The sequence below is a fragment of the Planomonospora alba genome, from assembly GCF_039534085.1.
GTDB classification, from domain to species: Bacteria; Actinomycetota; Actinomycetes; order Streptosporangiales; family Streptosporangiaceae; genus Planomonospora_B; species Planomonospora_B alba.
In genome coordinates this window covers 1-26,421 of sequence record NZ_BAAAUT010000028.1, presented here as the reverse complement: position 1 = coordinate 26,421, position 26,421 = coordinate 1, and the positions used below count along the sequence as shown (strand labels likewise).

The window sequence follows — 26,421 nt, the reverse complement described above, 5'->3', positions numbered from 1 at the left end:
GATCCCCGCACACCCGCACACTCTGGCGCCGGACCGTCCGGCACACCTGACGCCGGATCACCCGGCCGGATCGGAGAGAAGACATGACCGACGGCACCCCCTCCCCGGTGACGGTCCTGGGCCTCGGCCCGATGGGGCAGGCGCTCGCCCGTGCCTTCCTCGACGCCGGACACCCCACGACCGTCTGGAACCGCACGGCCTCCCGGGCCGACGCCCTCGCCGCCCGGGGCGCGGCCGTGGCCGCCACCCCCGCCGAGGCGGTCGCCGCGAGCCCGCTCGTGATCGCCTGTGTGATCGACTACGACGCCGTGCACGCGATCGTCGATCCGGCGGCCGCCGAGCTGAAGGGCCGGACCCTGGTGAACCTCACCGCGGACACGCCGGAACGTGCCCGCCGTACGGCCGCCTGGGCCGCCGAGCACGGCATCGACTACCTCGACGGCGCGATCATGACGCCGACGTCCACCATCGGGGGGCCGGAGGCCGTCGTCCTCTACAGCGGGCCGGAGGAGGTCTACCGGGCCCACCGGCAGGCCCTGGCGAGCCTCGGCGGCACTTCCGCCCACCTGGGCGCGGACCCCGGACGGGCAGCGGCGCACGACGTGGCCCTGCTCGACCTCTTCTGGACCTCTATGAGCGGGCTCGTGCACGCCTTCGCCCTGGCCTCCGCCGAGGGCGTCGCGCCCCGGGACCTCGCCCCGTTCGCCAAGGGCATCGGCGCCCTGCTGCCCGCCATCATCGACGAGTTCGCCCAGGACATCGAGAGCGGCCGCCACCCGGGCGACGAGTCGACCATCCTGTCGGCGGCGGCGGGCATGGAGCACATCGTGCACGCCTCCCGGGCCCGCGGCCTCGACACCGGGGTGCTGGAGGCCGCCCGGTCCGTCGCCCGGCGGGCGATCGACGCCGGGCACGGCACCGACGGCTTCTCCCGCCTGGTGGAGACGCTCCGGACGGATGTGCTTTCCGAAGATTTCCGGTGAAATCCTCAGGTCCTCCTCTCCTCTGCCGACCGTGAGGAAAAACCCGGACCAGGGAGGGTCCGGTGGACCCGATCAGGGAGGAGAGGGGCCATGGGTCTGCGCATCGACCAGAGCCGGCCTGCGGACGACTACCGGTACGTGCCGCCCGCCGACCGGGCGGCCGACACCTTGAGGATCTTCGCGCTGCGGGCCGCCGAGCCCACGACCGACGGCCTGCGGAACAGGGGATCGACCGGCGGCACCCCGGGCAGCGACGAGCTGAAGGCCGCGGTCCGCGGCGCGCGGAGGGACCTGTCCGCCATCCGGAGCGCCGAGGACGCCCTGGAGGAGACCCGGTCCATCCTCCAGAGCATGCGTGACCTGACCGTTCAGGCGGACCGCTCCGGCACCGGCGACCCGGACGCGCTGGCGCGCCTGCAGACCAGGATCGCCACGCTCGGCTCCCGGCTCGGCCTCGTCTCCGGCACGCACGCACCCGGCTCCGCGGAGGCACCGGGCGGTCAGCCCGGGAGCGGAGGAGACCGGTCCGGCCGCACCGCGGCCCCCGCCGTCCTCCCGGCGGACCTCGGCGGGCTCGGCCCGGCGGTTCTGGGCACGGCTGCCATCGACCTGACGACCGACGGGGGCGCGGCCGCGCTGCTGACCGCGCTCAACGCCGCCATCCAGAAGGTCTCCACCGCCCGCAGCAGCCTCCACGCCCTGCGCACCCGCTTCGAGGACGTCGTCGACCTCTCCCGCCCGGCGGCGGAGACCCGGGCGGCCTCCGGACCGGCGGCGGAGCCGCAGGCGGCCCCCGGCTCCGTGATCCATGACCCCGGCGCGGCCTGGGAGGTGATGCGGTCCGTGCGTTCCGGGATCCTCTCCGGGAGCGCCGCCGCGACGGCCTCCCACCGCGAGCGGAGCCCCGCAGCGCTCCTGCGGCTGCTGAGCTGAGCGGTGCCGCCGCCGGGACGGGCGAGGTCCTTCGCGGCGCCGCGGGCGGGACGGGCGAGGTCCTTCGCGGCGCCGCGAGCGGCGGTGCCGCAGAAGGGGTCAGCCGCCGCCGGTGAAGCGCTCGCCCGCGGCCTCGATGCGCCGGATCTCGGCGCGGAAGAAACGGGCGAGCCCGGCGCAGGCGGCGGGGTCGGCCGGGCCGCCCTCGCTCGCGGGCAGGTCGGGATAGGGGCTGCCGATGACGAAGATGTTCTCGTCGTTGTAGTTGTTGGCGGGGGCGGTGTAGTTGAAGGACCCCGCGATGACCACGGCCTCGTCGATGACCATCAGCTTGTGGTGGAGCTTGCCGAAGGCGGGCTCGCGCCGGGGGAAGTACAGCTCGATCCGGGCGCGGTCCAGGTCGTGGGTGGCCGCCCACCTCTGGGCGCCCTGGCCGGGGTCCATCGCGCCGGTGACGGTCCGCCCGGCCTCCGCCAGTGCGATCATGGCGTCGTCGATGCCGGAGGAGCCGGAGAAGGTGAAGACGGCGAAGTCGACGCGCACGGCGGCCTTGAGCATCTGCTTCATGATCTCCAGCTCGGGCGCGTGGTCGGGCGCGAACAGCACCTTCACCGGCACCCCGCCGAGGTTGTAGGCATCGGGGACCCTGCCGTGGGCGCCCCGCCCGAACAGGCCCGCGCGCATCCGGTCGAACTCGGTGGCGTACTCCCGGCAGATCCGCGGATCGTGGAAGACCACGACGTGGTTGAGGTTGCGGTGGCAGTCGGTGCCGGTGAAGTTCGCCGAGCCGGACAGGATCGCCGCGGTGGGCAGGGCGCGCTCGCGGCGGCTGCGCACCCGGTGGTCGCGGATGATGAACTTCTGGTGGAAGATCGCCGGGTTGTAGTCCGCCTTCACGTCGACGTTGCAGCGCAGCAGCGCGGCGAGGATCCTCCGGTTCGGCTCCAGGCTCCGGCGGCCCGTCTCCTCTCCCCACTGGACGCGGCGGCGCGCCGCGGCCTCGTCCTCCCCCTCCCGTACGGTGACCGCCGGCGGCTTCGGGGAGACCAGGTAGTCCTGCTCCAGCACCATGCGCACGCTGACCCCGCGGAAGCGGGCGTCCAGGACGGCCTGGGCTATGGGCTCGGAGTCGAGCTCCTGGACGGCGATGTCCAGCGAGTGCCGGGCACCGCCGATGAAATCGATGATCACGTGTTCGAGGTCGTCGGCCGCGCCCAGCTCCCGGGGGCCGACGAAGGCCTCGATCAAGCCTCCGGCGAATGTCGCCATAAGCCGAGCGTTTCACCGCAGAAGGCGACATACAAGCATTGGATCGTAAATCCGCTCCATGCCGGCACATCCGGACACCCACCCGGTTCCGCTCACCCCGATTTGATGCTTTCAGTGCATCCTCCCTGATAGTTCTGCACCACATCATGAAAACCCTCAAAAAGGAGTTCAATGAGATGATTGAAGCGGTGTCGGCGGCCACGTCACATCGATCGGATCAGACAGGGGAGACGAGGATGAAGTTCCTTCTCGAAGTCGATATGGGCGACACGGCGTTCGACGGGAAGGCCGTCGAAGAACTGGGCCGCATCCTGCGCTACTGGGGCGGGAACCTCCGCCACTACGAGATGAAGCCCGGTGACGGCTCGGTCATCTACGACTCCGGCTACCGCGAGGTCGGCCGGTGGACCATCACCGAGGCCGACGCCTCCTGACCGCGCCCGGGGGAAGGGCGGACCGAGGGGTGAGCGGCCCCCGCCCCGGCCGCGGGCGACCGTGCCCGCGCCTCCGGCGGAGCGGGCCTGAGCCTCCATCAGGGGAGACGGAAGGGTGAGGACATGAACGGGGACACGCTCTACTCGATCGGCGACCTGGCCCGGCGGACCGGCCTGACGGTCAAGACCATCCGGTTCTACTCCGATCGCGGGATCGTGCCGCCGAACGCCCGTAACCGGGCCGGCCACCGCCTCTACGGCATCGACGCCGTCGCACGCCTGGACCTCGTGCGGACCCTGCGCGACCTGGGACTGGACCTTCCCACGATCCGGAAGGTCCTGGACCGGGAGCTCTCGCTCCCCGAGGTCGCCGCGGCGCACGCCGGAGCGCTGTCGGCGCAGATCCGCACGCTGCGCCTGCGGCGTGCGGTGCTGACGGCGGTGGCCAGGCGCGGCTCCACCCCTGAGGAGGCGGCTCTCATGCACCAGCCGGCCAGGCTCTCCGAGGACGAACGCCGTCACCTGATCGGCGACCTCCTCGGCACCGTCTTCGGCGAGCCGGACACCGATCCCCGCTTCGCGGCGGTCACGCGCTCGATGACTCCCGGGCTTCCCGACGATCCCGAGGCCGAGCAGGTCGAGGCGTGGGTGGAGCTGGCCGAGCTGGCACGCGACCCGGACTTCCGTACCGTCATGCGGAAGGCGGCCGAGCAGTACGCGGCCGACCGGTGGAGAGCGCGGGCGACCCCCGCCGGGAGCGGTACCTCCGGCTGCTCACCGTGATCAACGGCTGGCCCGCCCCGGAGAGCCTGGCGCCGGCGCTCGGCCGGTTCGCCCGGGCCCTGCGCGCCCGGACACGGGATTGACCCGCTCCCCGGCCTGAAGGCGGAGCGGCGCGGGCGGTCCGGCGGCGGGCGCACCCGAGAGGTCCGTTGCGGATAATCCGGCACGGAACCGGTTGCTACGCTGGGGAGATGGTCTCCATGGCACCCACCCGCACCGAGACGGATCTGTCGTTCCTGCTGGACCACACCGGCCACGTCCTGAGGACGCGGATGGCGGCGGCGCTCGCCGAGATCGGCCTCACCGCGCGCATGCACTGCGTGCTGGTCCACGCCCTGGAGGAGGAGCGCACGCAGATCCAGCTCGCGGAGCTCGGTGACATGGACAAGACCACGATGGTGGTCACGGTCGACGCTCTGGAGGAGGCCGGTCTGGCCGAGCGCCGCCCGTCCGGCACGGACCGGCGGGCCCGGATCATCGCGGTCACCGAGAAGGGCGCGGAGGTCGCGCGGCGGAGCCAGGAGATCGTCGACGGCGTGCACCGGGCCGCCCTGGAGACCCTGCCGGAGGACGAGCGGGAGGTCCTCGTGCGCGCCCTGAACCGCCTGGTGACGGGCCACCTGGCCACCCCCGTCGAGGCCCCGCAACCGGTACGGCGGGCACGGCAGCGCAAGAAGTAGGTCCGATAAGGATCGTCTACAACAAAACTATCTGCTACGGTCTCTCCTGTTCCCTCAGAACAGGAGAGACCGTGTCGCGCACCGCACCCTTCCCCCGCCCGCCCCGCGCCGGGACCTTCCGGTCCCGCCGGTCGGCGCTCGTCGCGCTGTCCGCCGCGTCGCTGATGACGATCCTCGACGGCAGCATCGTGACCGTGGCGATGCCTGCCATCCAGCGGGATCTGGGCTTCTCGCCCGCCGGGCTCAGCTGGACCGTCAACGCCTATCTGATCGCCTTCGGCGGGCTGCTGCTCCTGGCCGGCCGGCTGGGCGACCTCATCGGACGCAGGGCGATGTTCCTGGCGGGCAACGCGGTCTTCACCGCCGCGTCCCTGCTGGCCGGTGCGGCAACCGGGCCCGGCACGCTGATCACCGCCCGCTTCCTCCAGGGCGTCGGCAGCGCCATGGCCTCCGCGGTCGTGCTGGGCATCCTGGTGACGATCTTCACCGGGCCAGCGGAGCGCGCCAAGGCGATCGGCGTCTTCAGCTTCACCGGCGCCGCCGGGGCCGCGACCGGGCAGGTCCTCGGCGGGGTCCTCACCGACACTCTCGGCTGGAACTGGATCTTCCTGATCAACCTGCCGGTCGGGCTGGCCGTGATCGCGCTGGCGGTCCGGGCGCTGCCCCAGGACCGCGGGACCGGGCTCGCCGCCGGAGCCGACGTGCTCGGCGCCGCGCTCGCCACCGGCGGGCTGATGCTGGGCATCTTCACCGTGGTCGGAGTCGAGCAGCACGGCTGGCTCTCGGCGCGCACCCTCGGCCTCGGCGCGGTCGCGCTCGCCCTGCTGGCCGCGTTCACCGTCCGCCAGGCGACCGCCGCGACCCCGCTCATGCCGCTGCGGATCCTCCGCTCACGCAACGTCGCCGGCGCCAACCTGGTCCAGATGCTGACGGTGTCGGGCATGTTCGCCTTCCAGGTCATCGTCGCCCTCCACATGCAGAAGGTCCTCGGCTACGGCGCGCTCGCCACCGGCCTGGCGATGCTCCCCGCGGCGCTGGCCATCGGCGGCGTGTCCCTGTTCGTCTCGGCCCGGCTCAGCACCCGCTTCGGCGAGCGGGCCGTCCTGGTGGCCGGCCTGCTGCTCCTGCTCGGGGCGATGGGCCTGCTCACCCGCATCCCGGTGGACGCGGACTACGTCACCGACCTGCTGCCGGTGATGCTGCTCATCGCGGGCGGCGGGCTGGTGCTCCCGGCGCTGACCTCGCTCGGCATGTCCGGCGCCCGGGCCGACGACGCGGGCCTGGCCTCGGGACTGTTCAACACCACCCAGCAGGTCGGCATGGCCGCCGGCGTCGCCGTGCTGTCCACGCTGGCCGCCTCGCGGACCGGGGAACTGCTGGCCGCAGGCGCCGGCGGGGCGGCCGCGCTGACCGGCGGGTACCGGCTCGCCTTCAGCGTCTCGGCCGCCCTGCTCGCGGCAGCCCTCGCCGTCGCGCTCCTCGTGCTGCGGCAGCCCCGGCCGGAATCATCTCTCAATTGATCCGAGATTCGAAATTTATCTTCATTTGATATGATGGGAAACATATATGTTCTCCGCATTTAGCATTGTCGTTCCCGCACCGAGAAAGGAACGACGCCCATGCACGGAGAACAGCCGAGCCAGACCGCGATGATGGCGGCGGCCGCCCGCGCGGCCCACCTCGTGGTGGACCGGGAGCCCTTCATCCTCCGCGACACCGTCGCGGCGGCCCTGCTCGGCGAGCGCGCCGAGGAGCTCATCGGCTACCACCGCGCCTACGGCGACCACCTCATCCTGTCGGGCACCCGCGCCCAGGTGACGGCCCGCAGCCACTACACCGAACGCCGCCTGGCCGCCCTGGCCGGCGACGGCCCGGCGCAGTACGTGGTGCTCGGCGCGGGCCTCGACACCTTCGCCCACCGCTCCGGGCCGGCCGGCCGCATCGCGGTCTTCGAGGTGGACCACCCCGCCACCCAGCGGTGGAAGCGCGGCCTGCTCGCCGCCGCGGGCATCGCCCACCCGGACGGGGCGGCCTTCGTGCCCGTGGACTTCGAGAACGGCGACCTGCTGGCCGGCCTGGCCGAGGCGGGGTTCGACCCGTCCAGGCCGGCCCTGGTGAGCTGGCTCGGAGTCTCCATGTACCTCACCCGGGACGCGATCGACGCGGTGCTGGCCGCCGTCGGCCGCCTCGCCCCCGGCACGGAGCTGGTCATGGAGTACGCCCTGCCGCCGGGCCTCCGCGACGAGCCGGGCAGCGCCTACGCGGGCTTCGCCCTCCCCGCGGCCGCCGAGCGCGGCGAGCCCTGGCTGACCTTCTTCGCCCCCGAAGACCTGTCGGCCGCGCTGGAGCGGCACGGCCTCGGAACGGCCGAGCACGTACGGCAGGCGGACTGCGTCGACCCCGCGCTCTGGCGCCGCTCCGACGCCCTGCGCCCCGCCGACCTGTGCCGCCTGGTCCGCGCGGCCGTGCCCGCACGCCGTACCTGATCACCGTATCCGCGCGGCCGTGCCCAGCCGCCGTGCCCAGCCGCTGTATCCGCCCGCCGTACCCGAGCGCCGTACCCGAGCGCCCACCCGCGGGTCGCGGCGTCAGGCGGACGCGGGCCGGGAGCCGTCCCCGGCCCGCGCGGCCTCCCCTCCGTCCGGCGCGGTCTCCTCCGCTCTCCGCGCGGACGCCGCTCCGGCTCCGCCCGCGGGGGCCTCCTCCCCGGTGAAGCCGCGCAACTCCCCGCTGCGCGCGGCCACGACGGCGGTCAGGCAGAGCAGCCCGCCCAGCACGACGAGCGCCGCCGCGCCGCCCAGCGCCGCCGCGAGCGCCCCGCCGAGGACCGGCCCGAGAGGTTTGAGCGCCGTCCCGCCCGTGCTCAGGACCGCGCCCATCCGGCCCAGCATCTCCTCGGGCACCATCCGCGCGACGACCACGTTCATCACCACGTTGAGCGAGGGCGTCGACAGCGTGATGAACACCAGCGGGACCATCGGCCACCACGGCCCCCACGGCAGCGCCGTGGCCGCCAGCGCGGCACCGAAGACCGTGACGACGGCGAGCAGCAGCCTGCCGGGCGGCAGGAGCCTGCCGATGCGGCCCGACAGCAGCGCACCGGCCAGTCCGCCGACGCCGAGGCCGGCCAGGACCGTGCCGGTGGTGAGCGCGTCACCGCCGCGTTCGCCGACGAGCACGATCAGAGGTATCAGGAACGCCCCGCCCAGCAGGTTGAGGACCATCACCGCCGCGGTGACCTCCCGCAGCCCCCGCCGGCGCCACAGCCAGGCGACGGCCTCGCCCGCCTCCGCGCGCATGCCGCGCCCGCCCGGTCGCCGATCCGCACCGCCCGCGCGGCCGTCCACACGGTCACCCGCACCGCCGTCCGTGCGCCCGTCCCCGCCGCCGCCCTCCCCGCCGCCCGTGCGCCCGTCCCCGCCGCCGTCCGTGCGGCCGTCCGTGCGGGCCGGGTCGTACGGCCGGCCCGCCGGGCGGCGCGGCACCTTCGCCAGGACGTAGAAGAGCGTGGCGGCGAGGAAGGTGAGAGCGTCGACGACGAAGGGCACGGCCATCCCCAGGCCGTACAGCAGACCGCCGAGCGGGGGCCCGATCAGCGCCGCCGCGTGGGTGCGGGACTCCTCCTGCGCGTAGGCGGCGTGCAGCTGGCCGGAGGGGACGATCCCGCGGATCGCCGTGTCCCGGAGGGGGCCGACGAACGCGGCGCACAGCCCGTCGAGCACCGCCAGCGCGACGAAGTGCCAGGCCCGCACCTGGCCGGTGGCCACCAGCAGCGCCAGCAGCGCCGAGACCGCGGCCTGGAGTCCCTGGGCGGTGACCAGCGTGCGGCGGCGGTCCCACCGATCCACCCAGACGCCCGCCGGCAACTGGACCAGGAGGAAGGCGACGGTGCGGGTCCCGGCGACGACGCCCGCCAGCCCCGGCGATCCGGTGAGCGCCAGCACCAGCAGCGGCATGGCGAGCCGGGTGAGCTCCGATCCCAGCTGGGAGACCGCGCTGCCGAGCCACAGCAGCTGGAAGCGCACGTTTCCGCGCAGCGGGACGGTTTCGGTCACGGAACGTCTTCTTTCGGCGGGGGCGTCTCTCCGGCGGGCGGCTCCGTCCGCCCGCCGGCGGCCGCCGGGACCCACCGGCTCCTCGGGGGCACCGGTCCGGCCGCACCGCTGCCGGCACGCGGATCGGCGGAGAGCCGGAGAAATATACCCGACCGCGCCGCGCCGGCGGACCGGCCGAGCGCCCGGACCGGCTCGCCGGCGCCGGGCGCGGGGTGCTCCCGCGGACCGGCACCTCTCCCGGCCGGGCGCACGTCCCCCGGCGGGGAACCACCCGGGCTCACGCACTCCCGAGGAGGGCGCGCACCTCGTCGGTCTCGGGGACGCCGAGCTCCTCGTAGAGCCGCAGGGCCGCGCGCCCGTGCTCGCGCGCCCGGTCGTCCCGGCCGAGGCTCAGGTGGGCCCTGGCCAGGCCGTCGTGCGCCCGGGCCTGCTCGGGCCGGTTGCGCGCCGCATCAGCCAGGGCGAGCGCCGCGGCGTGCTCCTCGATCGCCCGCGCCGCCTCGCCCAGCGCCAGGGCCGCCTCGCCCAGCCCGTTGAACGCCGAGGCCTCGTCGCCGCCGTTGCCCATCGCCCGGTAGAGCTCCCCGGCCTCGCGGTGGCGGGCCATCGCCTCCTCCGCCCTGCCCTGGTGCCGCAGGACCGAGCCGATGTGGTTGAGCACCCGGGCCTCGCCCAGCGGGTCGCCCTCCTTCCGGTGGAGGGCCAGCGCCAGGTCGAGATGGCGCCGCGCCTCCTCGTGGCGGCCCGTCTGGTCGAGGATCATGCCGAGGTCGCCGAGCACGAAGCCCTCCCTCGACCAGTCGCCGGCGATCCGGGTGAGGTCGAGCGCCTGCTTGAGGTAGCGCTCGGCCTGCGCGCTCTCGCGGCGGCGCCAGGCCACGTTGCCGAGCGCGTTCAGCGCGAGCGACCTCTCGTGCGGGTCCTCGCTGGCCTCGAGCGCCTCGCGGGCGAAGGCCGCGGACCTCTCGTAGTCGCCGCGCCGCCAGTGGGTCCAGGCGAGGTCGGCGAGCGCGCGGCCCGGCGGCATGGCGTGCTCCCCGAGCGCGCGGCTCCTGCGCAGCGCGACGGTGTGCAGGGTCAGGGCGTCGTCGTGGTGGCCCTGCCGGTCGAGATAGGGACTCAGGGCCACGGCGAGATGGCTGATGCACACCTCGGGCCCGTGGACCACGGTCGCGATGATGTTGGCGCGCTCGGCGTCGAGCCAGCCGATGGCCTCCGCCGCGCCGCCGATGGGCTCCACCGGCGTGATCTCGGGCGGCATGTTCGGCCGGTCGGGGACCCGGTGCGGGAACAGCTGCTTGACCGCCGAGCGGGACCGGTGCAGGTAGTGCAGGAGCAGGCGCATGAGCGCCCCGTCGTCCCCGTCGTCTCCGGCGAGGGAGCGGGCGTGCTCGCGCAGCAGGTCGTGGAGGGTGTAGCGGCCCGGCTCGCGCTGCAGGAGCATGTGCGCGTCCAGGAGGTTCTCCAGCAGGTCCTCGGCCTCGGGCACGGGGACGCCGGCGAGGGCCGCCGCGGCGTGCGGCTCGATGTCCGGGCCGGGGGCCCGCCCGAGCAGCCGGAACATGCGCTGCTCCGCCGTACCGAGCTGCTCGTAGGAGACCGTGAACGCCGCCGCGACGCTCCGCTCGGACGTCGCGAGCTCGCCGAGCCGCCGCCGCTCGTCGTGCAGGCGACCGGCCAGGTAGGACACCGTCCACCGGGGCCGGTGCTGCAGACGCGCCGCGGCGATGCGGATGGCGAGCGGCAGGTATCCGCACAGCTCCAGCACCTCGCGGACGGCCTCCGGCTCGGCGACGGCCCGCTCGCCCACGACGCTCTCGAAGAGCGCGGCGGCGTCGCGGGACGGCAGCGCCTCCACCGACAGCGCGTGAGCGCCGTCCAGGTCGACCAGCCGCCGCCGGCTGGTGATCAGCAGCAGGCTGTCGGAGACGCCGGGGAGCAGCGGACGCACGTGCTCGCCGTCCGCCGCGTTGTCCAGGACGGCGATGAGGCGGCGCCGCGCCAGCTCGGCACGCCACAGGGCGCTCCGCTCGGACTCCGCCACCGGGATGTCGGTCAGGCCGAGCTGCCGCAGCAGGATCTCGAGCGCGGCGGAGGCCGGGAGCGGCTCCTGGCCCCCGGTGTGCGCCCGCAGGTCGATGAAGAGCTGGCCGTCCGGGAAGCGGTCGGCCAGGCGGTGGGCGGCGCGGACGGCGAGCGTGGTCTTACCGATGCCGGCCATGCCGTCGATCGTCACGACCGTGTTCCGGTGGTCCGCGAGAAGCCGGTCCAGCTCGGCGGTACGGCCGGCGAAGTCGGGGATGTCATAAGGCAGGAAGTTCGACCGGGCCCTGTCCGTGGCCCTGTCCGCCGCCCCGTCCGTGGCCCCGCCCTGCTCCGGGGTGTCCGCGGCCTCGACTCTGAGCGCGGGGGAGTCGGCCAGGACCGCCCGCTCCAGCTCGGCGAAGTCGCGGCCGGGGTCGAGGCCCTGCTCCTCGGCGAGAGCCGTACGGTAGGACCGGGCCGCGGCGAGGGCGTCCGCCTGCCGTCCGGAGCGGTGCAGGGCCAGGACGAGCTGGCCGACGAGCCGTTCCCGCAGCGGGTGTGCCGCCACGTGGCCGGCCAGCTCGTCGAGCACCCGGCCGTGACGGCCCGCGTCCAGCTCGGCCTCCACGAGGCGCTCGATCGCGGTCAGCCGCCGGTCGTCCAGCAGCGCGCGGGCGCCCTGCGCGTAGGCGGCGTGCACGTCGGCCAGTGCGTCGCCGTGCCACAGCTCCAGCGCGTCCCGGAACCGTCCCGCCGCGACCAGCTCGGCGAAGTCCTGCACGTCGAGCCGGCCGGGCCCGGGGAGCGCGACGTAGCCGCCCGGCCGCGTCTCGATGACGTGGTCGGCGCCGACACCGCGGAGCACCCTGCGCAGGGCGGTGATCGCGGCGTGGATCTGCGACCGGGCGGTGTCGGGCCGGTCGTACCCCCACAGGGCGTCGATCAGCTTCTCCATGCCGATCACCCGGCCGGCGTTGAGCAGCAGGTAGGCGAGCACCGCGCGGTGCCGCGGGGCGATGCCCCGGACCGCCTCGCCGTCGGCGAGCACCTGCACCGGACCCAGCAGCGTGAAGCGTATCTCCACGTATCGCCCTTCCATCGCCGACACATCGCGAACCTATCAATCCGGGTGGAGATCCTCATTCCTGTCAGCAGGACGGCGACCCGCCCCGGTCCTCCCGGCGGTCGCCGTGACCGACCTGTCCGACCGCCTCGACGCCCCCGTCCGGCAGATCGCCGGCACCTGGTGAAGGAGTCCTCCATGTCCGTCGTCCGATCCCATGCCTACTCCGTCGACCCCGCCGATCTCGAGGAGTTCCTGGCCCGCCGGGCCTCGCTGATCGGCACCGTCCGAGAGACGCATCCGGGGCTGACGAGGACCCGGCTGGTCGAGTTGGAGGACGGCACGTACAGCGACACCTGGCACTGGGAGAGCGACGCCCAGATGGGCGCCGCGCTCGCCGCCATCTCCACCTTCCCGGAGGCCCCGCTGACCATGGCGCTCACCAGGAACGCGACGGCCCTGAACGGCCGGGTCGTCGACGAGCGCTGAGCCCCCGCCGGACCCCGCCACGGCATCCGGGCCCCCGCCACGGCATCCCCCGGTGGGGGCCCCGCGGGCTCCCGGACGACGTGCCGGACACGCCCCTTCGCCGGAGACCGCAGCGGCCCGAACGTGCCGCCCGCGGTCTCCGGCGCAGCGGAACCGTCCGCACGGCCCGGTAGCGGCCAGGGCCGCCCCCATGCCGCACTGCCGCTACGGCTTCCGCAGGTCGAAGGCGATGTCGGCCACCCGGACCGTCGTGACCCGCGGGTCCTCGATCACCTGCGGTTTCGACTGGCGCGGTGGACCGGCCGGTCATCGCGGCCACCTCCACCGGGGAAAACCCCTCGAAGTAGACGAGGACGAGCAGCCGCCGCCGCTGTTCGGGCAGCCGGTCGAGCACGTCGGGGACCGCGACGGCGTCGGTGGCCGACTCCGGCGCGCCCCGTTCCTCCGGACTCGGCAGCGGCAGTCCGGTACGGCTGCGCCGCAGGTGGCCGACGAGCACGTTGCGCGCGATGGTGAGGAGCCACGGGGTCGGGGACTCCCCTCGCCGGCCGAGCATGGCCCGGGTGGCCTTGACGAAGGCCTCCTGGGCGAGATCTTCTGCGAGGCGGGGGTCGCGGGTGCGGCACCACGAGATCACCGGACTGCGCGCCCTGCTGTCCGGGTTCGACCTCGTGCAGGAGCGCCGGACCTCCGTCGCCACGATGAACGGCCACCCGTCGCAAGCGGTGCAACTGCTGGCCCGCAAACGGTGATCGGTGCCGGGGAACGGAGCGTGCGTCACAGACCGTTCCCGGCCGTCCACAGCGACCGGCCCTGCTGCGGCGATCACGATGACCGGCCTCTGGACCGGTGAGGACCAGCCGGGGCGCCGAGACCGGCATCCCCGTCCCTTCCGCCGACGAGACGGCGGAGCGGGGCGAGTGGGAGGACACCTGGGGAAAGCGTCCCGTCTCCTGAGCCTCGTCTCCGTCCGTCACGCTCCGGGTCGGGGACGGACGGGATGAGCAGGCCCCCACCGCCGAGGTCGCCTGTGATTCCCGGACGGGCATCCGCCGGTCAGGGTCGCCCGTCGAGCCTTCGGGAGGACTCGCCGAACACCCAGGGACTCGTCTCGGCGATGAAGTCGGCGGGAAAGCCCACGGTGAACTCCGCCGCCGCCTCCAGGCGCCGGACGGTCTCTTCCGGCAAGGTGACGTCGATCGCGCCCAGGTTGTCGTTGAGCTGCTCGACGCTTCTGGCTCCGATGATCGGATGGATCACGCGGGAACGCGCCCGGGTCCAGGCGATCGCCACCTGGGAGGGGGTGGCGCCCGACTCGTCGGCGACCTCCTGGACCGCCCGGGCGACGGCGTGCTCGCGCGGCCCGAGGGACTCGGGTGAGATGCGCGTGCCGGACTCGGGGCCACCCGGTCGGGTGAACTTCCCCGACAGCACGCCGCCCGCGAGCGGTCCCCAGGCCGCGACGCTCATCCCGGACGCCTCCGCCATCGGCAGCAGCTCTCGTTCGATGTCGCGCTTGAGCAGGCTGTAGGGCACCTGCAGGCCTGCGAACGGGGTCCAGCCGCGCCACTCGGCCAGTGTGTTGGCCCTGGCGACCACCCATGCGGGAGCGTCGGAGATGCCGACGTACAGGATCTTCCCGGAGCGGACGGCGTCGTCCAGCGCCCGCATCGTCTCCTCGATCGGGGTGTGCCGGTCCCACAGGTGGACCCAGTACAGGTCGATGTAGTCGGTGCGCAGCCGCCGCAGGCTCGTCTCCAACGAGAGCGCGAGGTTCTTGCGGTGGTTACCGGCGGCGTTGGGATCGCTTCCGTCCCGGGAGACGGTGTATTTGGTGGCGAGCACGAAGCGGTCGCGGCGGCCTTGCAGGAGCTCGCCGACGATGGCCTCGCTCTGTCCGCCGCGGTAGTTGATCGCGGTGTCGACGACGTTGCCGCCGGCATCGGCGTACAGGTCCAGCATGCGGCGGCACTCCTGCGGCGGCGCGCCCACCCCGCCCTGCTCGCCGAAGGTCATCGCCCCCAGGAACAGCTCGGAGACTCGCAGCCCGGTGGGGCCCAGCAGTCGGTAACGCATCGACTCTCCCGTGTCTTCATGCCGTGGTCTTCGTACCGTGCCGTGCCTTCGTGCCGTGTCTTCGTGCCGTGCCGTGTCTTCGTGCCGTGCCGTGTCTTCGTGCCGTGCCGTGCCTTCGTGTCACCTGCGACCGCGGCCAGGCGCCGAACAGTTCGGCTGCCTCACCGGGCGACCTCCCCCACGGGCACGTCGCGCGGATGCTGCGTCGACCGCCGTCCGCACCCGAACGGGTCGATGATCTGTCCGCGCCGCGCCGCGGGCATCACTCAGGACCCGGAACGCCTCGATCCGCGCCTTCCCCCGGATGATCCGCCATGCCTCGACGGCTTCGGTCACGCGACCGCGATCGACGGCGCATCAGTGCCCAGGTCATCACCGCTGCCGAGACGAGGCCGGGCCCGCAGTGCACTGCGAGCACGCCGGCGAGACCGGGGCCGCCCCAGTCGTCCCGGTACGTCGCCGGGTCGGAGACGTCGATGACGAACGGTTCTGCGACGGCGCGGACGACCAGGTAAGTGCCCAGGACGAACCCGAGGACCCGGATGACCTTTCGCATGCCTCTCCTTCACGAGTCGCGGCGGCAGGAGCCGGGGCCCGCCGCCCCAGGGCCAGGACCACGTAGAACCTCAGGACCGCCGCGGCCGTTGACCAAGGCCACACGGGACGTCGCCTCATGCGGACCGACGATGACGCCCGAGGTCGTGGACTTCCCCGCGCCGTCGGGCCCCAGGAAGCCGGTCACCTGCCCGGGGGGAACGTGGAAGGACGACCGGTCCAGTGCCAGCGCCGAGCCGTGCCGCTTCGTCGGTTCTCTTACTCCGATCACGTGAACACGGTGCCGGATTCCCCCTGGCGGCACATCTGACCGTGGTCGGAACTTCCGCCTCCGACCACGGTCACAAGTGATGTCTCCGGCTGGCATGTCCGCCGGCCCCCTTGTGGGACCGTCCGGTTCTGCGGGGTGGAGTCGCCGGCATGTCCTCCGGGGACGCGACCGACCGAGGCCTCTCGGCGTCTCTACAGGCTCGGTCCGGGCGTCCAGTACCGGGCGGGAAGAGCCTTCTCACGGTGCCCCGCGCCGTCGCGCTCGACGGACCAGGCCCTCCGTTCGGGCAGCACGCTCACGACCTCGTGCAGCCGGTCCCCCACGTAGTGGAGGGCGACGCCGTCCTCCGTCGCGTACCCACCCGGCAACTCCCCCGCTCCGACGAGTTCGCGGAAGCGCCGGCGGCGGGGCTGGTCGGCCAGGTCGTCGTGGACCCCGTTGCTGTACGGCAGGAAGCCCAAGCCGTCGGTGACGGGATCGAGAGCGTCCCCGAAGGAGTCGGTCACCCCGCCCAGGTGCCAGCACAGACTGCCCGCGCTCTGCCCCGCCAGGACCACCCCCGCCTCCCAGCATTCCCGCAGCACGGCGTCGAGGCGGTGCACACGCCAGACCGCCAGCAGGTTCACCACGCTGCCGCCCGACACGAAGATCACATCCTGGGCCAGGAGATGGGAGCGGATGTCGGTGACGTTCGGCCGGACGAACAGCTCCAGGTGCGACGTCTCCCCGGCCCCGAAGAATCCGGCCCGCTCGTACCAGCGGTCGATGTACGCCCGGGAGTCGCCGACCGCGGTGGCGATGAGGCAGATGCGCGGACTGCGGACGTCGGCGAGCCGGAGCGCCTGCCAGATCTGGGCGCCCACGTGCTCCGGGGGAAAGCCCTCGGGAGGATTCAGGACGCCCGAACACGCCAAGATCTGTCGCTCTCTGGCCACGTACGCATCCTCTTGTCCCGCAGCGGGCGCCGGCAAGATCGGATTCTATCGCCGTGGGAACGGCGGGCTTGATCGGACTCCGCGGGTGTACACCGGCGTCCGGGGACGTCGCCGGTGACAGCGTCAGCGGGATCGGTCAGACGTCGGCTGTCCCGGGACGCCGGCCGATGCCGCCGCTCGGCGGTCACCTGTCCCGCTGCACCGCGGGCACGGACCCGCCCCGGGCCTTCCCGCCATCGGCCAGGGCGGCCCGGTCGTCCGCCGCACCGTGCGAGTCGACGACCAGCACGGCCGCACCCCCGGCCCGGTCCACGGCCTCCAGCCAGGCGAAGCGCTCCTCGATCTCCTCGGGACGGGCGGCGCCTTCGACGCCGCCGCCCCCGCCATACCCGCGTTCGCCCTCACCGGGATCCGGATGTCGTTCGGGCAGGGCTGTCGGAGGCCGCTTCGGGTTTCGTGTGGAGGACCTCGCGGGCCTGGTCCGCGGCGCGGGCGATGCTCTCGGAGACGAAGTCGACGAAGCGGGCGATGTTCTCCAGGCGGGCTGCGGCCGGGGTGCCGGGGCCGAGGACGGCCACGCCCTGGCGGGCGATCTCACCGAGGTGGGCGGTGGACCGGGCGCTGGCCATCGTGGATTGGTACATGACGTCGTCGTCGACGACGTAGCGTTCGCGGCGGCGTTCGTCGCGTTCGCGGCGGATGAGCCCCTGGCTTTCGAGGAACGCGACCGCTTTGGAGACGGACGCCGGACTGACCTGGAGGCGTCCGGCGAGTTCGGAGGCGGTGAGGCTGCCGGTGTCGGTGGTGTAGAGGCCGGCCAGCACCCGGGCCGTCATCTTGGGCAGGCCCGACTGCATGAAGACGGTGGTGAACGTCTCCTCGTACTCGCGTACGGCCTCGGCGTCGCGCCCGTAGGTCTGCGGGGAGGTACCGGGGTCCCGGGGTGCCGCTTTCCTGCGGCGGTGGGCGCGGCGTTCGGCGGCGCGGTGGGCGAGGTCGGCGCGGTAGCCGGTGGGGCCGCCGTTGCGCATCACCTCGCGCGTGACCGTCGAGGTGGGGCGGTCGAGGCGTCTGGCGATCTCCGCGTAGGCGAGACCGTCGGCCAGCCCCAACGCGATCTGCTGGCGTTCCTGCTGGGTGAGTCTGCCGCCCGGCATCGAGGTCTCCTTTGTGTTCCGTGACGCCTCCACCATAGCGTTCACCCTCAATCATTGCAACGAATGAGGTCGAGATCGTTGCTTTGAATCCAACCCTGTTGCAATGATTATCTGGCTGTCACCTGCGCTTATATCTGATATTCGCAATGACCATGTTGCCTTCTACACAAAGGCAACGTAGCTTTTCCCTTGTCGGAAACAAGACGCCGACGGAGAGACACGAGACAGACGAAGGAGAGCACCATGCAGAAGTTCGACACCCCCGCCCCGGTCGCAACGGTCCTGGACATCCCCGCGGGCCACATCCGCCTCATCGCCGCCGACCGGACCGACACCACGGTCGAGGTCCTGCCCGCCGACGCCTCCAAGAGCCGCGACGTCAAGGCGGCCGAGCAGACCGTGGTCACCTACGGCGACGGCGTCCTGCGGATCCACGCCCGCGAGCCCAAGAACCAGCTCTTCGGCCCCTCCGGGTCCATCGAGGTGACCGTCCAGCTGCCCGCCGGCTCGCGCATCGAGGCGAAGGCGGCCAGCGCCGAGCTCCGGGGCGTCGGGCGGCTCGGCGACGTCTCCTTCACCGGCGCACAGGGCACGGTCAAGCTCGACGAGGCCGCGAGCGCCCACCTGACCCTCCAGTCCGGAGACGTCTCGGTCGGCCGCCTGGGCGGCCCCGCCCGGATCAGCACCCAGAAGGGCGACCTGCGCGTCACCGAGGCCGTGCACGGCACGGTCACCCTGCGCACCGAGCACGGCGACATCTCGGTCGGCGCCGCCCGCGGAGCCTCCGCGTCCCTGGACGCCGGCACCACCTACGGCCGCATCCACAACGCGCTCACCAACACCGACGGCGCCGCCGCCGGCCTGAACATCCACGCGACCACCGCCTACGGCGACATCACCGCCCGCAGCCTGTGAGAGGGGCGTCCCTCAAGGCGCAGCGATCCCGTCCGTCCAGTCGAATCCCGCAACGGTTCCGAAGGAGCACACCATCATGTCCACCACCCGTTCCGTCCAGGCCCGTCCGCAACTGCAGGAGGCCATCGAAGAGATGATCGATTCCGGTTTCGTCGGCGTGACGCTGCGCGTGCACGACGAGCGGGGTGAATGGGCCGGCAGCGCCGGGACGGCAGAGCTGGGCGGGAGCGCCGGGCCGCCGGTCGACGGGCACGTGCGGATCGGCAGCAACACCAAGACCTTCGTCGCCACCGTGGTGCTGCAACTGGTGGCCGAGGGCCGGATCGGACTGGACGACCCGGTCGACGACCACCTGCCGGAGCTCGGACTGGACCGGCGGATCACGGTGCGGATGCTGCTGCAGCACACCAGCGGGATCTTCAACTTCACCGGCGAGTACTTCGAGGACGGCACGTTCGCGCCGGGGATCCCCGCCACCACGGCGGGCAAGGAATGGGTGGAGGGCCGGTTCAGGACCTACCGGCCCGAAGATCTGGTCCGGCTGGCGCTGTCGAAGCCGGCGCGTTTCGAACCGGGCACCGGCTGGAGCTACTCCAACACCAACTACGTGCTGGCCCGGCTGCTGATCGAGAAGGTCACCGGCCACCCGGTCGCCGAGGAGATGCACCGGCTGATCCTGGGACCGCTCGGCCTGACGGGCACCGTCCAGCCGACCAGCGAGCCGGACATCCCCTCCCCGCACGCCCGCGCCTACTACCGCTACGAGGACGCCGGCGAGCACAAGACGGTCGACGTCACCCGGCACGACCCGTCCTGGATCTCCAGCGGCGGCGACATGGTCTCCACCACCCGGGACCTGCACACGTTCATCTCCGCCCTGATGGGCGGCAGGCTCCTGCCGGACGCGCTGCTGGCCGAGATGCGCACCCCGCACCCGACGGGCGTTCCGAACATGGGCTACGGCCTGGGCGTGTTCGTGCTGACCACGGACGGCGGCGGCACCGTCATCTCCCACAACGGCGGCATGGCGGGCCACGCGGCGCTGATGTACAGCACGCCCGACGGCGGCACGACCCTGACCGCCGCGCTGAACTACGTCGACGACGCCGCGCTGTCCATGGGCGAGGTGTTCCAGAAGGCGACGCAGCGCCTGGTCGCCGAGGTGTTCGACGGCGGACAGGCCGGGCCGGCTCGGTAGAAGGCCGGGTCACACGGACCCGCACGGGCCGGGTCGACTCGTCCGTCCCGGCCGGCACCCGCCGGCCTGGACGACCGGCCCCACCCGGACCGCACACCGCGGCAGGCCGACGCCGAAGGGCGACCCCGGCCCGGAGCAGCCACCACGGACGCGCGCCCGGCATGCCAAGGCGGCGTACTCCGACACCGCGTCGGAGTACCCCGCCTCGTCCGTGCGCAGGACGGCCTGGGGCCACGCCCAGCCCCCATGTAACGGCGGACCTCGGTCCGCTCGTCAGTCTGCTCCACCAGCACCGCACCGACCGCCTCCACGGGGCCGCAGCGGACGTCCGCCGTCTCCGACCTGCTCCATCCGGCCGGCGCGCTCACAGCCGTCCCCGCGCAGACTGGCGCTGTCGCGCCTGCTGGGCGCTCTCCCCCGCATGGCGATTCCTGAGGTCATCCCCATCGGATACGAGTCCGACCACCACAGCGACACGATCAGCCACTGGGACGGCGGGCAGTTCCTCGCCGTCACCGAGGTCTTCGAAGGCGACCGGCACGCCGAGCTCCACCCGGAGGGCATCGGCTTCTACGAGCCCTGGGACGGGTCCTACGACACCTGAACCCCCCGATCCGCATGCAGGCGCACCTGAGCGTGGTGTGTCCAGGGATTCAAGGTTCCGGTTGAAGGTGGACGAGGATCATCCGGTGGTCCTCGTCCACCACGTGGGTGGATCGGACCCTGTACCGGCCGGGTTCGAGATCGATGGTGAACCGTTCGTCGGGATCCAGCTCAGCGCCGGGAACCGCGGAGTCGAAGAGGACGGCCGCCTCCTGGACCTGCCAGATCAGGTCCTCGTCATCGTCATCGTCCGGTCTCCCCGCGAGGGCTCGCCTGGCCGCCGCGACCAGTTCGGTTTCGGAGTATGCGGCGGCCCAACGCACGAAGAGGCGCTCGTTCGTCAGGTAGGTCGTCATGACCGGTTCGTCGCCGAGGACGAGGGCCTGTTGCGCGCCGACAGCCACGAGGCCGATGTAGCCCTCGACCGCACAGGCGCGGCCGTAGTCACCCCAGGTCTCCACGGAGCCGTCGTTGTCATCCACACCCGCCCAGCCGTCCAGCTCGGACTCAGGGACGGCGATCAACGGGCCTCCCGCGCTCTGGACCCAAGTGTGGATCATTGACGACCTCGCTCTCATCGGCGTACCCGCGGAAGGCAGCGACCCCGGCAGGACCGTTCGCCCATGATCACATAGCCTCTCTCCGTCGGAGGAGCCCCGAAGAGGGGCTCCGATGTCGCAGCTCTGATCGGCCACCGGCCGCGACCTGCGGAGACCGGCCACCAGGGCGAGTGAGCAGACCTCTCCCCGCACGCCGGTCCTCGTCGTTTCGTATCGCTTCTCGTACCCCTGCGCCCCGGATGCGCCCTGTCCTCGCGGATCTGGATGATCTCCTGCACGGTCCCGGCCGCCTGTGAAGACGACTCGGTCATGGCACTGGCCAAGGGTTACGCTTGCGGGCGTCTTGGCTGGCCCTCGCTGCTCTCCGTACGCCTGCGGAACAGTGACGGAATGAAAGCAGGAGGCCGCTCCATGGCGATCCCCAGGAAGGGCTCGCGGCTCATCACGGTCGACGGCGTCGTCTACCGCTGGCGGATCCGCCGCAGACCCACCTACTGCCAGGGGAACGGCTGGGGACCGCTGACCTTCGCCGTCGAACCAGCCGACAGGCCGGGCCGCGTCCTCCTGGTGGCGCTGCCCTGTTCCCGGCCGGACGCCTGGCTCGGGGAGCGCAGCATAGCCGTACAGCCGGCACTCGTGGCAGCGGTCATACAGACGGCTCTGAAGCGCGATTGGGATCCGCGGCAGATGGGAAGCGCCTTCGTCCTCGATCTCAGCGAGGACGGCCTGGCCGACCTGATGAGCGGGCAGCCGCCTTCCTACGGAGTCCCGTTCATGCGGAGATAGCGGACTCCGGGGAGTATGCAATGAACCGAGACTCGAGAAAGCAGGAAGGCCCTGAACAGGGCAATGCCTGCTCAAGGGCCTTCTTCGGGTGGCGCGGCCGAGAGGACTCGAACCCCTAACCTTCTGATCCGTAGTGGAAGCCTCACATAGCCACCGCGCATCCTCTGACCAGTGAGAATGCTCCGACCGCTACGCCGGTAGCCTGGATTTCGGCACGCATTCGGCATGACCAAGGTCTGAGTGTCACGCCAACAAGAGCATCGGCACCTCAGGCCCCCTCTTGCCGCACCCGAGAACGGCCCTCTACGCGGTGCTCAGCATCATCGTTCGTAATCAGCAGTACTGAACAGGGAGGGCAGTCCTGAGCCGTTTTCCAGCAGAGATTGCAAAGCAGGCTCCACTATGGGAGGCGTGAAGGTTTGGCAGATGTTGTCACGGATCACCCTGGCTATCGCTGCGGTGGCCGTAGCTCTGGCGTTGGTGTGGGTGTTAGGGCCGGGCGCGGCCTGGGTTCTGGAGCACTTCGACGGGGTCAGGGGACTGGCCGGTAAGGACCTGGCGGCGGCGCTGGATGCGATTCGTGGCCGAGCGCTAGCCATTGCCACTGGGTTGATCGCGCTGGTGGCGGTGTACTACACCGCGCGTAACGCCGCCACCGCGCGCCGCACCTTTGAACTAGGCGAGCAAGGCCATGTCACTGACCGTTACACCAAGGCCATCGAGCAACTCGGCTCTGACAAGCTCGACATTCGTCTCGGTGGCATCTACGCCTTGGAGCGCATCGCCCGCGACTCCGTTCGTGACCATCCCACCGTCATGGAGGTATTGGCAGGCTTCATCCGGGAGCACTTACACGATGATGTTGAGGTGGACGAAGCAGGAGCGGTGAAGCCTCGAAAACATCCGTTGCGGACGGATCTACGGGCTGCCCTGACGGTGATCGGGCGACGTTTAGTCGAACAGGACCTTCCCGGTGGGATCGACCTCACCGGCGCAAACCTCGGCCGCGCAAACCTAACCAACGCAAACCTCTCCGGTGTGAACCTCATCGGCGCGAACCTCACCCGCGCCGACCTCACCGAGGCGAACCTCCACCTCGCAGACCTCACCGACGCAAACCTCACCGAGGCGAACCTCCACCTCGCAGACCTCACCGACGCAAACCTCACCCGCGCCGACCTCACCAACGCGAACCTCCACCTCGCAGACCTCACCGACGCAAACCTCACCCGCGCCGACCTCACCAACGCGAACCTCCACCTCGCAGACCTCATCGGCACAGACCTCATCGACGCTAACCTCATTGGTATAGACCTCACCGGCGCGAACCTCACCCGCGCGAACCTCACCCGCGCGAACCTCACCCGCGCTGACCTCAGCGACGCGAACCTCACCGACACGGATCTCATTGACGCGGAGCTCACCGACGCGGAGCTCCGCCTCACGGAACTCACCGACACGGACCTCACCCGCGCGAACCTCACCCGCGCTGACCTCACCGGCGCGAACCTCACCCGCGCGAACCTCACTGATGTTCGCTTCCCGGGAAGACGCCCGACGGAGGCAATCCTCGGTGGCGTGGTCGGGCTGCCAGCGGATTGGAACGGATCGGAGGAGGAGTTCACCCTGGAGTGAGAATGCTCGGTCCACAAGAGAATGACCCAGTTTCGGAGCGCGCTAAAAGCATCCGCACGCTTGCGTTTCGACAGCATGCCTACGAGCCGCCGCAGAATCCGCAGAACCCCGAGATTGAAACTGCTCCCGCTGGTCAGCACCGTGTCACAGCTCAGCGGAGGATCCGCCGCAGAATGTCGCAGAATCCCGCTCGACAGCCGGGGCACGGCGCCGCTCCCAGATTCTGCGGGGTTCTGTGAAATTCTGCGGCTGACAGACACTGGCACAGATGCAACCTGCTGAACTGGGAAAACGTGCGTCCGCAGGGGTTCTGCGGATTCTACGGCGGCTCCCTAGGACCGGGGAGGATCGCTCACCAGGACCCCGACGGGCGCCAGCGCTTACCGTCGTAGCCTGGAGGGCAATGTTCCTCAGCGAGGGAGCACGATGAGTCAGAGCAACGAGCAGCCCGCTTACCTCCGGATCGCGGATGACCTCCGCGCCCAGATTCAGGCCGGCGACCCACCGCCGGGCGGCATGCTGGGTTCCGACGCCGTCCTTGTGCGAACGTACGGCGTTGCCCGGGGCACCGTTCGACAAGCGGTCGCCGAGCTGGAGCGTCTGGGCCTGGTAGTAAGCGAGATGGGCAGGGGCCGGCGCGTCGTCGGTGGAACGTCCGGTGAGCCCCCTTCCCCTTCGACGCGGTACGAGACCGTAGCCGCGGCTCTTCGTCAGGACATCGCCAGTGGCAAGCTCTCACAGGGCAGTCAGCTTCCCCGAGAGGCAATGCTGGCTGAGCAGCACGGGGTGTCCAAGGGAACCGCACGCCAGGCGCTCCAGATGCTGGCCGCCGAAGGGCGGATCACAGCGGTTCACGGTAAGGGATGGTTCGTGGGTGACGCGCAGGGCGCGCTGACCCGGACTGAGGAGGTTGCGGAGTCCATCCGGAAAGCGATTCTTGCGGGCGACTTTCCGAGAGAATCACGCATTCCCGGAGAATCCGCGCTTGCTGAGCAGTACGGCGTAGCACGAGTTACCGTAAGACGTGCCATAGCCCTTCTGGAAGCAGAGGGAATCGTAGAGAGCAGAAGAGGGGTCGGGCGAATCGTCACCCGTTCTCCTCAATAAGTGATAGACCGTGGACCGCTCAACGAACAGGCAGGTTCCATTGAACGAGTCACAGACAACCATCCTGCCCTTCACTTCCTCCGCAGCACGCGAGACTCTCGATGCAGCATGCCGGAAAGTCGGGCTCCACGCAGAAGACGCAGCACTCCTCCGCCTGGGAGAGAACGCCATATTCCAGCTCTCAACAGAGAAGGTGATTGTTAGAATCGCCCGCAGCGCCGAGGTCCTTCCCGATGCGAGGAAAGAAGTCGCCGTCGCCGAATGGTTACGTGAGTCAGGTCTACCCGCGGCAGAGCCTGCGGACTATGAGCAGCCCCTGATAATTCAAGGTAGGCCGGTCACTTTCTGGCGCCTGATCGAGAATAACGGCGACAAGGCAAGCGTGAGAGACCTTGCCCGAATTCTCCGGCAGCTCCACAACCTGCCGGTCCCTTCAGATCTCCCTCTGCCTGATTTTGATATCTTCGGCCGCGTTTCCGAGCGCATCGCTAAGACAGAGGCACTCTCGGATCAGGACCACGAGTTCCTTACGGCCCGTCTCATTGAACTGCGCGAGAAGTACGAGAGCCTCCGCTACCCGCTAACTCCGTGCGCGGTGCATGGGGATGCTCACCAGCAGAACCTGATCGTTGCGCTCGACGGCACGGTCTTGCTCATCGACTTCGAGCGGTTCGCCTTCGGTCCGCCAGAAACGGATTTGGCAGTCACCGCGACAGAACGCCTCATAGGCTGGCACACCGCCGGAGAGTATGAGAGCTTCGCCGATGCTTACGGCTTCGATGTCATTTCCTGGGAGGGATTCCCCGTACTCCGCTCGATCAATGAGCTGAAGATGACCACTTGGCTCATGCAGAACGTAAATGAGAGCGAAAGGGTTGCCCAGGAATTCAGGATGCGCTTCGCCTCCCTTCACGACGATGAGGCACCGCGCTCGTGGACACCGTTCTAGGCGATTGACGGATACTTGCCGCTTACCAGCTCCCGAAAGCTCTCGACTTCGCGGTTTCCCCGGTATTCCTTCAGATCGGCGCAGAGATCGGAGACGTACCGGAGATAGCGCATCGACTTGAGAGAACCCGCAAGCTCGACAGCTTCGGTAGCCAAGACAGCAGCTTGGCACGGCTCGCCCTGGTGGACGTACGTAGCCGCCTGCACCAGACGGATGAACGCGAGGGTGCGAGCGTAAACGGGATCAGTGAGTTCGAGGCAGCGACCGACGAATTCTTGCGCGATAAGCGGTTTCCGTAGATCCCGGAAACAGTGCGCTCCCTCTCCCGCCAGTTCAGCGTCATCGAAGTAGCTGATCCACTCGGGATCGTCGGCAACGTTCCGGCTCTCGAAGAGCTTTTCGGCCTCGCGAAGTGCCTGGGAGCATGCCGCATCGTCGCCGTTGCCCGCGTGGGCTCTCGCTTCCATGGCAAGGAAGCTCGCCATGGTGGTGCCGCTCGCGACTCCCTTCGAGCCTTCCTGTGCCGCCCTGGCAAGCTGTATCGCCTGCTGAAAGTTCCCCAGATAGTTCGCCTGGTGGCTCATGTTGCCGAGTAACCGTCCCCCGAGCATGCGATCACCCGCGGCCTGGGCGAGGCGGAGCGCCTGGATCATGTAGCGCTGAGCAAGCCCGTGACGTCCCAGGTCGTAGGCCGTCCAACCGAGAAGTTGGGCAACTTCGGCAGCAGCGGAGAACAGCTCTCGCCCAACGGGTTCGGTGAACTTTCCTTCCAGGAGCGGGCTCACATCGCGGACGTAGTACTGCGCCAGGGCCGCGCGAGCATGCCCGCCACCGAACTGAAAGTCCAGCTTCATGAAGAGCTGAGTGGTCATGCGAACGGCCCGGACATCGGACTCTCCCACATTGAGGCTTTTTCATCCTGATGGCCCAGGTCACGACGGACCTGCAGAAGGCGGTAGC

At 70.9% G+C, this 26,421-nt stretch carries 27 protein-coding genes; 16 read left to right on the top strand and 11 right to left on the bottom strand.

The features are described 5' to 3' along the window. Nucleotides 1–83: 83 nt before the first annotated feature. Nucleotides 84–983, top strand: coding sequence for an NAD(P)-dependent oxidoreductase (locus ABD823_RS17965; RefSeq protein WP_344860988.1), 900 nt, complete (start codon nt 84–86; stop codon nt 981–983). A 90-nt stretch (nt 984–1,073) separates the two neighbouring features. Continuing rightward, on the top strand, nt 1,074–1,916 hold the full coding sequence (locus tag ABD823_RS17960; RefSeq protein ID WP_344860986.1) for a flagellin family protein: 843 nt from the start codon (nt 1,074–1,076) through the stop codon (nt 1,914–1,916). A gap of 99 nt (nt 1,917–2,015) precedes the next feature. Here the strand turns inward: ABD823_RS17960 and ABD823_RS17955 are convergent, their stop codons facing one another. Further along, nucleotides 2,016–3,185 carry a phospholipase D-like domain-containing protein gene (locus ABD823_RS17955; protein ID WP_344860984.1) on the bottom strand — a complete coding sequence of 390 codons (1,170 nt, stop codon included), beginning with the start codon at nt 3,183–3,185 and terminating at the stop codon, nt 2,016–2,018. Between the two features lie 236 nt (nt 3,186–3,421). On the opposite strand from ABD823_RS17955, the gene ABD823_RS17950 reads away from it, so the two are divergent. The 5 genes from ABD823_RS17950 (at nt 3,422) to ABD823_RS17930 (ending at nt 7,568) form a co-directional block, all read left to right on the top strand. Next, complete coding sequence (locus tag ABD823_RS17950) at nt 3,422–3,619, top strand: hypothetical protein (protein WP_344860981.1); 198 nt, start codon at nt 3,422–3,424, stop codon at nt 3,617–3,619. Nucleotides 3,620–3,742: 123 nt separating this feature from the next. Beyond that, nucleotides 3,743–4,402 carry a MerR family transcriptional regulator gene (locus tag ABD823_RS17945; RefSeq protein ID WP_344860979.1) on the top strand — a complete coding sequence of 220 codons (660 nt, stop codon included), beginning with the start codon at nt 3,743–3,745 and terminating at the stop codon, nt 4,400–4,402. Nucleotides 4,403–4,593: 191 nt separating this feature from the next. Then, nucleotides 4,594–5,082, top strand: a complete 489-nt coding sequence (locus ABD823_RS17940; RefSeq protein ID WP_344860977.1) for a MarR family winged helix-turn-helix transcriptional regulator — start codon at nt 4,594–4,596, stop codon at nt 5,080–5,082. A 71-nt stretch (nt 5,083–5,153) separates the two neighbouring features. Further along, the gene (locus ABD823_RS17935; RefSeq protein WP_344860974.1) at nt 5,154–6,602 is read left to right on the top strand and encodes an MFS transporter; all 1,449 of its coding nucleotides are present in this window, start codon (nt 5,154–5,156) and stop codon (nt 6,600–6,602) included. Between the two features lie 99 nt (nt 6,603–6,701). Beyond that, on the top strand, nt 6,702–7,568 hold the full coding sequence (locus tag ABD823_RS17930) for a class I SAM-dependent methyltransferase (RefSeq protein WP_344860972.1): 867 nt from the start codon (nt 6,702–6,704) through the stop codon (nt 7,566–7,568). 102 nt (nt 7,569–7,670) lie between these two features. Here ABD823_RS17930 and ABD823_RS17925 read toward each other — a convergent pair whose 3' ends face one another. After that, on the bottom strand, nt 7,671–9,137 hold the full coding sequence (locus ABD823_RS17925) for an MFS transporter (protein ID WP_344860970.1): 1,467 nt from the start codon (nt 9,135–9,137) through the stop codon (nt 7,671–7,673). Nucleotides 9,138–9,414: 277 nt separating this feature from the next. Beyond that, nucleotides 9,415–12,261 (bottom strand): AfsR/SARP family transcriptional regulator, encoded by a 2,847-nt coding sequence (locus ABD823_RS17920; protein WP_344860967.1) that lies wholly within the window; start codon nt 12,259–12,261, stop codon nt 9,415–9,417. 162 nt (nt 12,262–12,423) lie between these two features. Here ABD823_RS17920 and ABD823_RS17915 point away from each other — a divergent pair, with 162 nt between their 5' ends. After that, nucleotides 12,424–12,714 (top strand): hypothetical protein, encoded by a 291-nt coding sequence (locus ABD823_RS17915; protein ID WP_344860965.1) that lies wholly within the window; start codon nt 12,424–12,426, stop codon nt 12,712–12,714. Here ABD823_RS17915 and ABD823_RS34670 read toward each other — a convergent pair. Further along, a complete protein-coding gene (locus ABD823_RS34670; protein ID WP_425566622.1) occupies nt 12,665–13,351 on the bottom strand; it encodes an RNA polymerase sigma factor in 687 nt (228 codons plus the stop codon). The genes ABD823_RS17915 and ABD823_RS34670 overlap by 50 nt on opposite strands. On the opposite strand from ABD823_RS34670, the gene ABD823_RS17910 reads away from it, so the two are divergent. Continuing rightward, nucleotides 13,278–13,466: a hypothetical protein gene (locus tag ABD823_RS17910; RefSeq protein WP_344860962.1), complete on the top strand. Its 189-nt coding sequence runs from the start codon at nt 13,278–13,280 to the stop codon at nt 13,464–13,466. The genes ABD823_RS34670 and ABD823_RS17910 overlap by 74 nt on opposite strands. A 304-nt stretch (nt 13,467–13,770) precedes the next feature. Here ABD823_RS17910 and ABD823_RS17905 read toward each other — a convergent pair whose 3' ends face one another. The 5 genes from ABD823_RS17905 to ABD823_RS17885 all read right to left on the bottom strand — a co-directional run bounded on the left by ABD823_RS17905 (nt 13,771) and on the right by ABD823_RS17885 (nt 17,708). Next, complete coding sequence (locus ABD823_RS17905; RefSeq protein ID WP_344860960.1) at nt 13,771–14,790, bottom strand: aldo/keto reductase; 1,020 nt, start codon at nt 14,788–14,790, stop codon at nt 13,771–13,773. Nucleotides 14,791–15,052: 262 nt separating this feature from the next. Beyond that, nucleotides 15,053–15,346 carry a hypothetical protein gene (locus ABD823_RS17900; protein WP_344860958.1) on the bottom strand — a complete coding sequence of 98 codons (294 nt, stop codon included), beginning with the start codon at nt 15,344–15,346 and terminating at the stop codon, nt 15,053–15,055. Nucleotides 15,347–15,355: 9 nt separating this feature from the next. Further along, complete coding sequence (locus ABD823_RS17895) at nt 15,356–15,712, bottom strand: ATP-binding cassette domain-containing protein (protein ID WP_344860956.1); 357 nt, start codon at nt 15,710–15,712, stop codon at nt 15,356–15,358. A 95-nt stretch (nt 15,713–15,807) separates the two neighbouring features. Further along, nucleotides 15,808–16,551: a Type 1 glutamine amidotransferase-like domain-containing protein gene (locus tag ABD823_RS17890; protein ID WP_344860954.1), complete on the bottom strand. Its 744-nt coding sequence runs from the start codon at nt 16,549–16,551 to the stop codon at nt 15,808–15,810. Between the two features lie 401 nt (nt 16,552–16,952). Continuing rightward, the gene (locus tag ABD823_RS17885; protein ID WP_344860952.1) at nt 16,953–17,708 is read right to left on the bottom strand and encodes a GbsR/MarR family transcriptional regulator; all 756 of its coding nucleotides are present in this window, start codon (nt 17,706–17,708) and stop codon (nt 16,953–16,955) included. A gap of 243 nt (nt 17,709–17,951) precedes the next feature. On the opposite strand from ABD823_RS17885, the gene ABD823_RS17880 reads away from it, so the two are divergent. The 3 genes from ABD823_RS17880 (at nt 17,952) to ABD823_RS17870 (ending at nt 20,425) form a co-directional block, all read left to right on the top strand. Continuing rightward, nucleotides 17,952–18,623 (top strand): DUF4097 family beta strand repeat-containing protein, encoded by a 672-nt coding sequence (locus ABD823_RS17880; RefSeq protein WP_344860951.1) that lies wholly within the window; start codon nt 17,952–17,954, stop codon nt 18,621–18,623. 76 nt (nt 18,624–18,699) lie between these two features. Beyond that, entirely contained in the window at nt 18,700–19,821 is a 1,122-nt protein-coding gene (locus ABD823_RS17875) for a serine hydrolase domain-containing protein (RefSeq protein ID WP_344860948.1), read from the top strand. Between the two features lie 421 nt (nt 19,822–20,242). Next, entirely contained in the window at nt 20,243–20,425 is a 183-nt protein-coding gene (locus ABD823_RS17870) for a hypothetical protein (protein ID WP_344860946.1), read from the top strand. A gap of 49 nt (nt 20,426–20,474) precedes the next feature. On the opposite strand, the gene ABD823_RS17865 is transcribed toward ABD823_RS17870, so the two are convergent. Further along, nucleotides 20,475–20,984: an Imm21 family immunity protein gene (locus ABD823_RS17865; protein WP_344860944.1), complete on the bottom strand. Its 510-nt coding sequence runs from the start codon at nt 20,982–20,984 to the stop codon at nt 20,475–20,477. A 411-nt stretch (nt 20,985–21,395) separates the two neighbouring features. On the opposite strand from ABD823_RS17865, the gene ABD823_RS17860 reads away from it, so the two are divergent. The 4 genes from ABD823_RS17860 (at nt 21,396) to ABD823_RS17845 (ending at nt 25,461) form a co-directional block, all read left to right on the top strand. Then, complete coding sequence (locus tag ABD823_RS17860) at nt 21,396–21,770, top strand: hypothetical protein (RefSeq protein WP_344860943.1); 375 nt, start codon at nt 21,396–21,398, stop codon at nt 21,768–21,770. A 411-nt stretch (nt 21,771–22,181) separates the two neighbouring features. Beyond that, nucleotides 22,182–23,405, top strand: a complete 1,224-nt coding sequence (locus tag ABD823_RS17855; RefSeq protein ID WP_344860941.1) for a pentapeptide repeat-containing protein — start codon at nt 22,182–22,184, stop codon at nt 23,403–23,405. A 426-nt stretch (nt 23,406–23,831) separates the two neighbouring features. Further along, complete coding sequence (locus ABD823_RS17850; protein WP_344860939.1) at nt 23,832–24,512, top strand: GntR family transcriptional regulator; 681 nt, start codon at nt 23,832–23,834, stop codon at nt 24,510–24,512. A gap of 40 nt (nt 24,513–24,552) precedes the next feature. Beyond that, the gene (locus ABD823_RS17845) at nt 24,553–25,461 is read left to right on the top strand and encodes an aminoglycoside phosphotransferase family protein (protein WP_344860938.1); all 909 of its coding nucleotides are present in this window, start codon (nt 24,553–24,555) and stop codon (nt 25,459–25,461) included. On the opposite strand, the gene ABD823_RS17840 is transcribed toward ABD823_RS17845, so the two are convergent. Then, nucleotides 25,458–26,363, bottom strand: a complete 906-nt coding sequence (locus tag ABD823_RS17840; protein WP_486352085.1) for an NsdA family TPR-like regulatory protein — start codon at nt 26,361–26,363, stop codon at nt 25,458–25,460. The two genes, ABD823_RS17845 and ABD823_RS17840, sit on opposite strands and share 4 nt — an antisense overlap. Nucleotides 26,364–26,421: the final 58 nt, after the last annotated feature.

What these genes read in the sequence shown, in the direction of transcription:
- ABD823_RS17965 (WP_344860988.1), top strand. Translation starts at nt 84, where the DNA reads ATGACCGACGGCACCCCCTCCCCGGTGACGGTCCTGGGCCTCGGCCCG.
- ABD823_RS17960 (WP_344860986.1), top strand. Translation starts at nt 1,074, where the DNA reads ATGGGTCTGCGCATCGACCAGAGCCGGCCTGCGGACGACTACCGGTAC.
- ABD823_RS17955 (WP_344860984.1), bottom strand. Translation starts at nt 3,185, where the DNA reads ATGGCGACATTCGCCGGAGGCTTGATCGAGGCCTTCGTCGGCCCCCGG.
- ABD823_RS17950 (WP_344860981.1), top strand. Translation starts at nt 3,422, where the DNA reads ATGAAGTTCCTTCTCGAAGTCGATATGGGCGACACGGCGTTCGACGGG.
- ABD823_RS17945 (WP_344860979.1), top strand. Translation starts at nt 3,743, where the DNA reads ATGAACGGGGACACGCTCTACTCGATCGGCGACCTGGCCCGGCGGACC.
- ABD823_RS17940 (WP_344860977.1), top strand. Translation starts at nt 4,594, where the DNA reads ATGGTCTCCATGGCACCCACCCGCACCGAGACGGATCTGTCGTTCCTG.
- ABD823_RS17930 (WP_344860972.1), top strand. Translation starts at nt 6,702, where the DNA reads ATGCACGGAGAACAGCCGAGCCAGACCGCGATGATGGCGGCGGCCGCC.
- ABD823_RS17920 (WP_344860967.1), bottom strand. Translation starts at nt 12,261, where the DNA reads ATGGAAGGGCGATACGTGGAGATACGCTTCACGCTGCTGGGTCCGGTG.
- ABD823_RS17915 (WP_344860965.1), top strand. Translation starts at nt 12,424, where the DNA reads ATGTCCGTCGTCCGATCCCATGCCTACTCCGTCGACCCCGCCGATCTC.
- ABD823_RS17905 (WP_344860960.1), bottom strand. Translation starts at nt 14,790, where the DNA reads ATGCGTTACCGACTGCTGGGCCCCACCGGGCTGCGAGTCTCCGAGCTG.
- ABD823_RS17900 (WP_344860958.1), bottom strand. Translation starts at nt 15,346, where the DNA reads ATGCGAAAGGTCATCCGGGTCCTCGGGTTCGTCCTGGGCACTTACCTG.
- ABD823_RS17895 (WP_344860956.1), bottom strand. Translation starts at nt 15,712, where the DNA reads ATGCCAGCCGGAGACATCACTTGTGACCGTGGTCGGAGGCGGAAGTTC.
- ABD823_RS17885 (WP_344860952.1), bottom strand. Translation starts at nt 17,708, where the DNA reads ATGCCGGGCGGCAGACTCACCCAGCAGGAACGCCAGCAGATCGCGTTG.
- ABD823_RS17880 (WP_344860951.1), top strand. Translation starts at nt 17,952, where the DNA reads ATGCAGAAGTTCGACACCCCCGCCCCGGTCGCAACGGTCCTGGACATC.
- ABD823_RS17875 (WP_344860948.1), top strand. Translation starts at nt 18,700, where the DNA reads ATGTCCACCACCCGTTCCGTCCAGGCCCGTCCGCAACTGCAGGAGGCC.
- ABD823_RS17870 (WP_344860946.1), top strand. Translation starts at nt 20,243, where the DNA reads ATGGCGATTCCTGAGGTCATCCCCATCGGATACGAGTCCGACCACCAC.
- ABD823_RS17865 (WP_344860944.1), bottom strand. Translation starts at nt 20,984, where the DNA reads ATGATCCACACTTGGGTCCAGAGCGCGGGAGGCCCGTTGATCGCCGTC.
- ABD823_RS17860 (WP_344860943.1), top strand. Translation starts at nt 21,396, where the DNA reads ATGGCGATCCCCAGGAAGGGCTCGCGGCTCATCACGGTCGACGGCGTC.
- ABD823_RS17850 (WP_344860939.1), top strand. Translation starts at nt 23,832, where the DNA reads ATGAGTCAGAGCAACGAGCAGCCCGCTTACCTCCGGATCGCGGATGAC.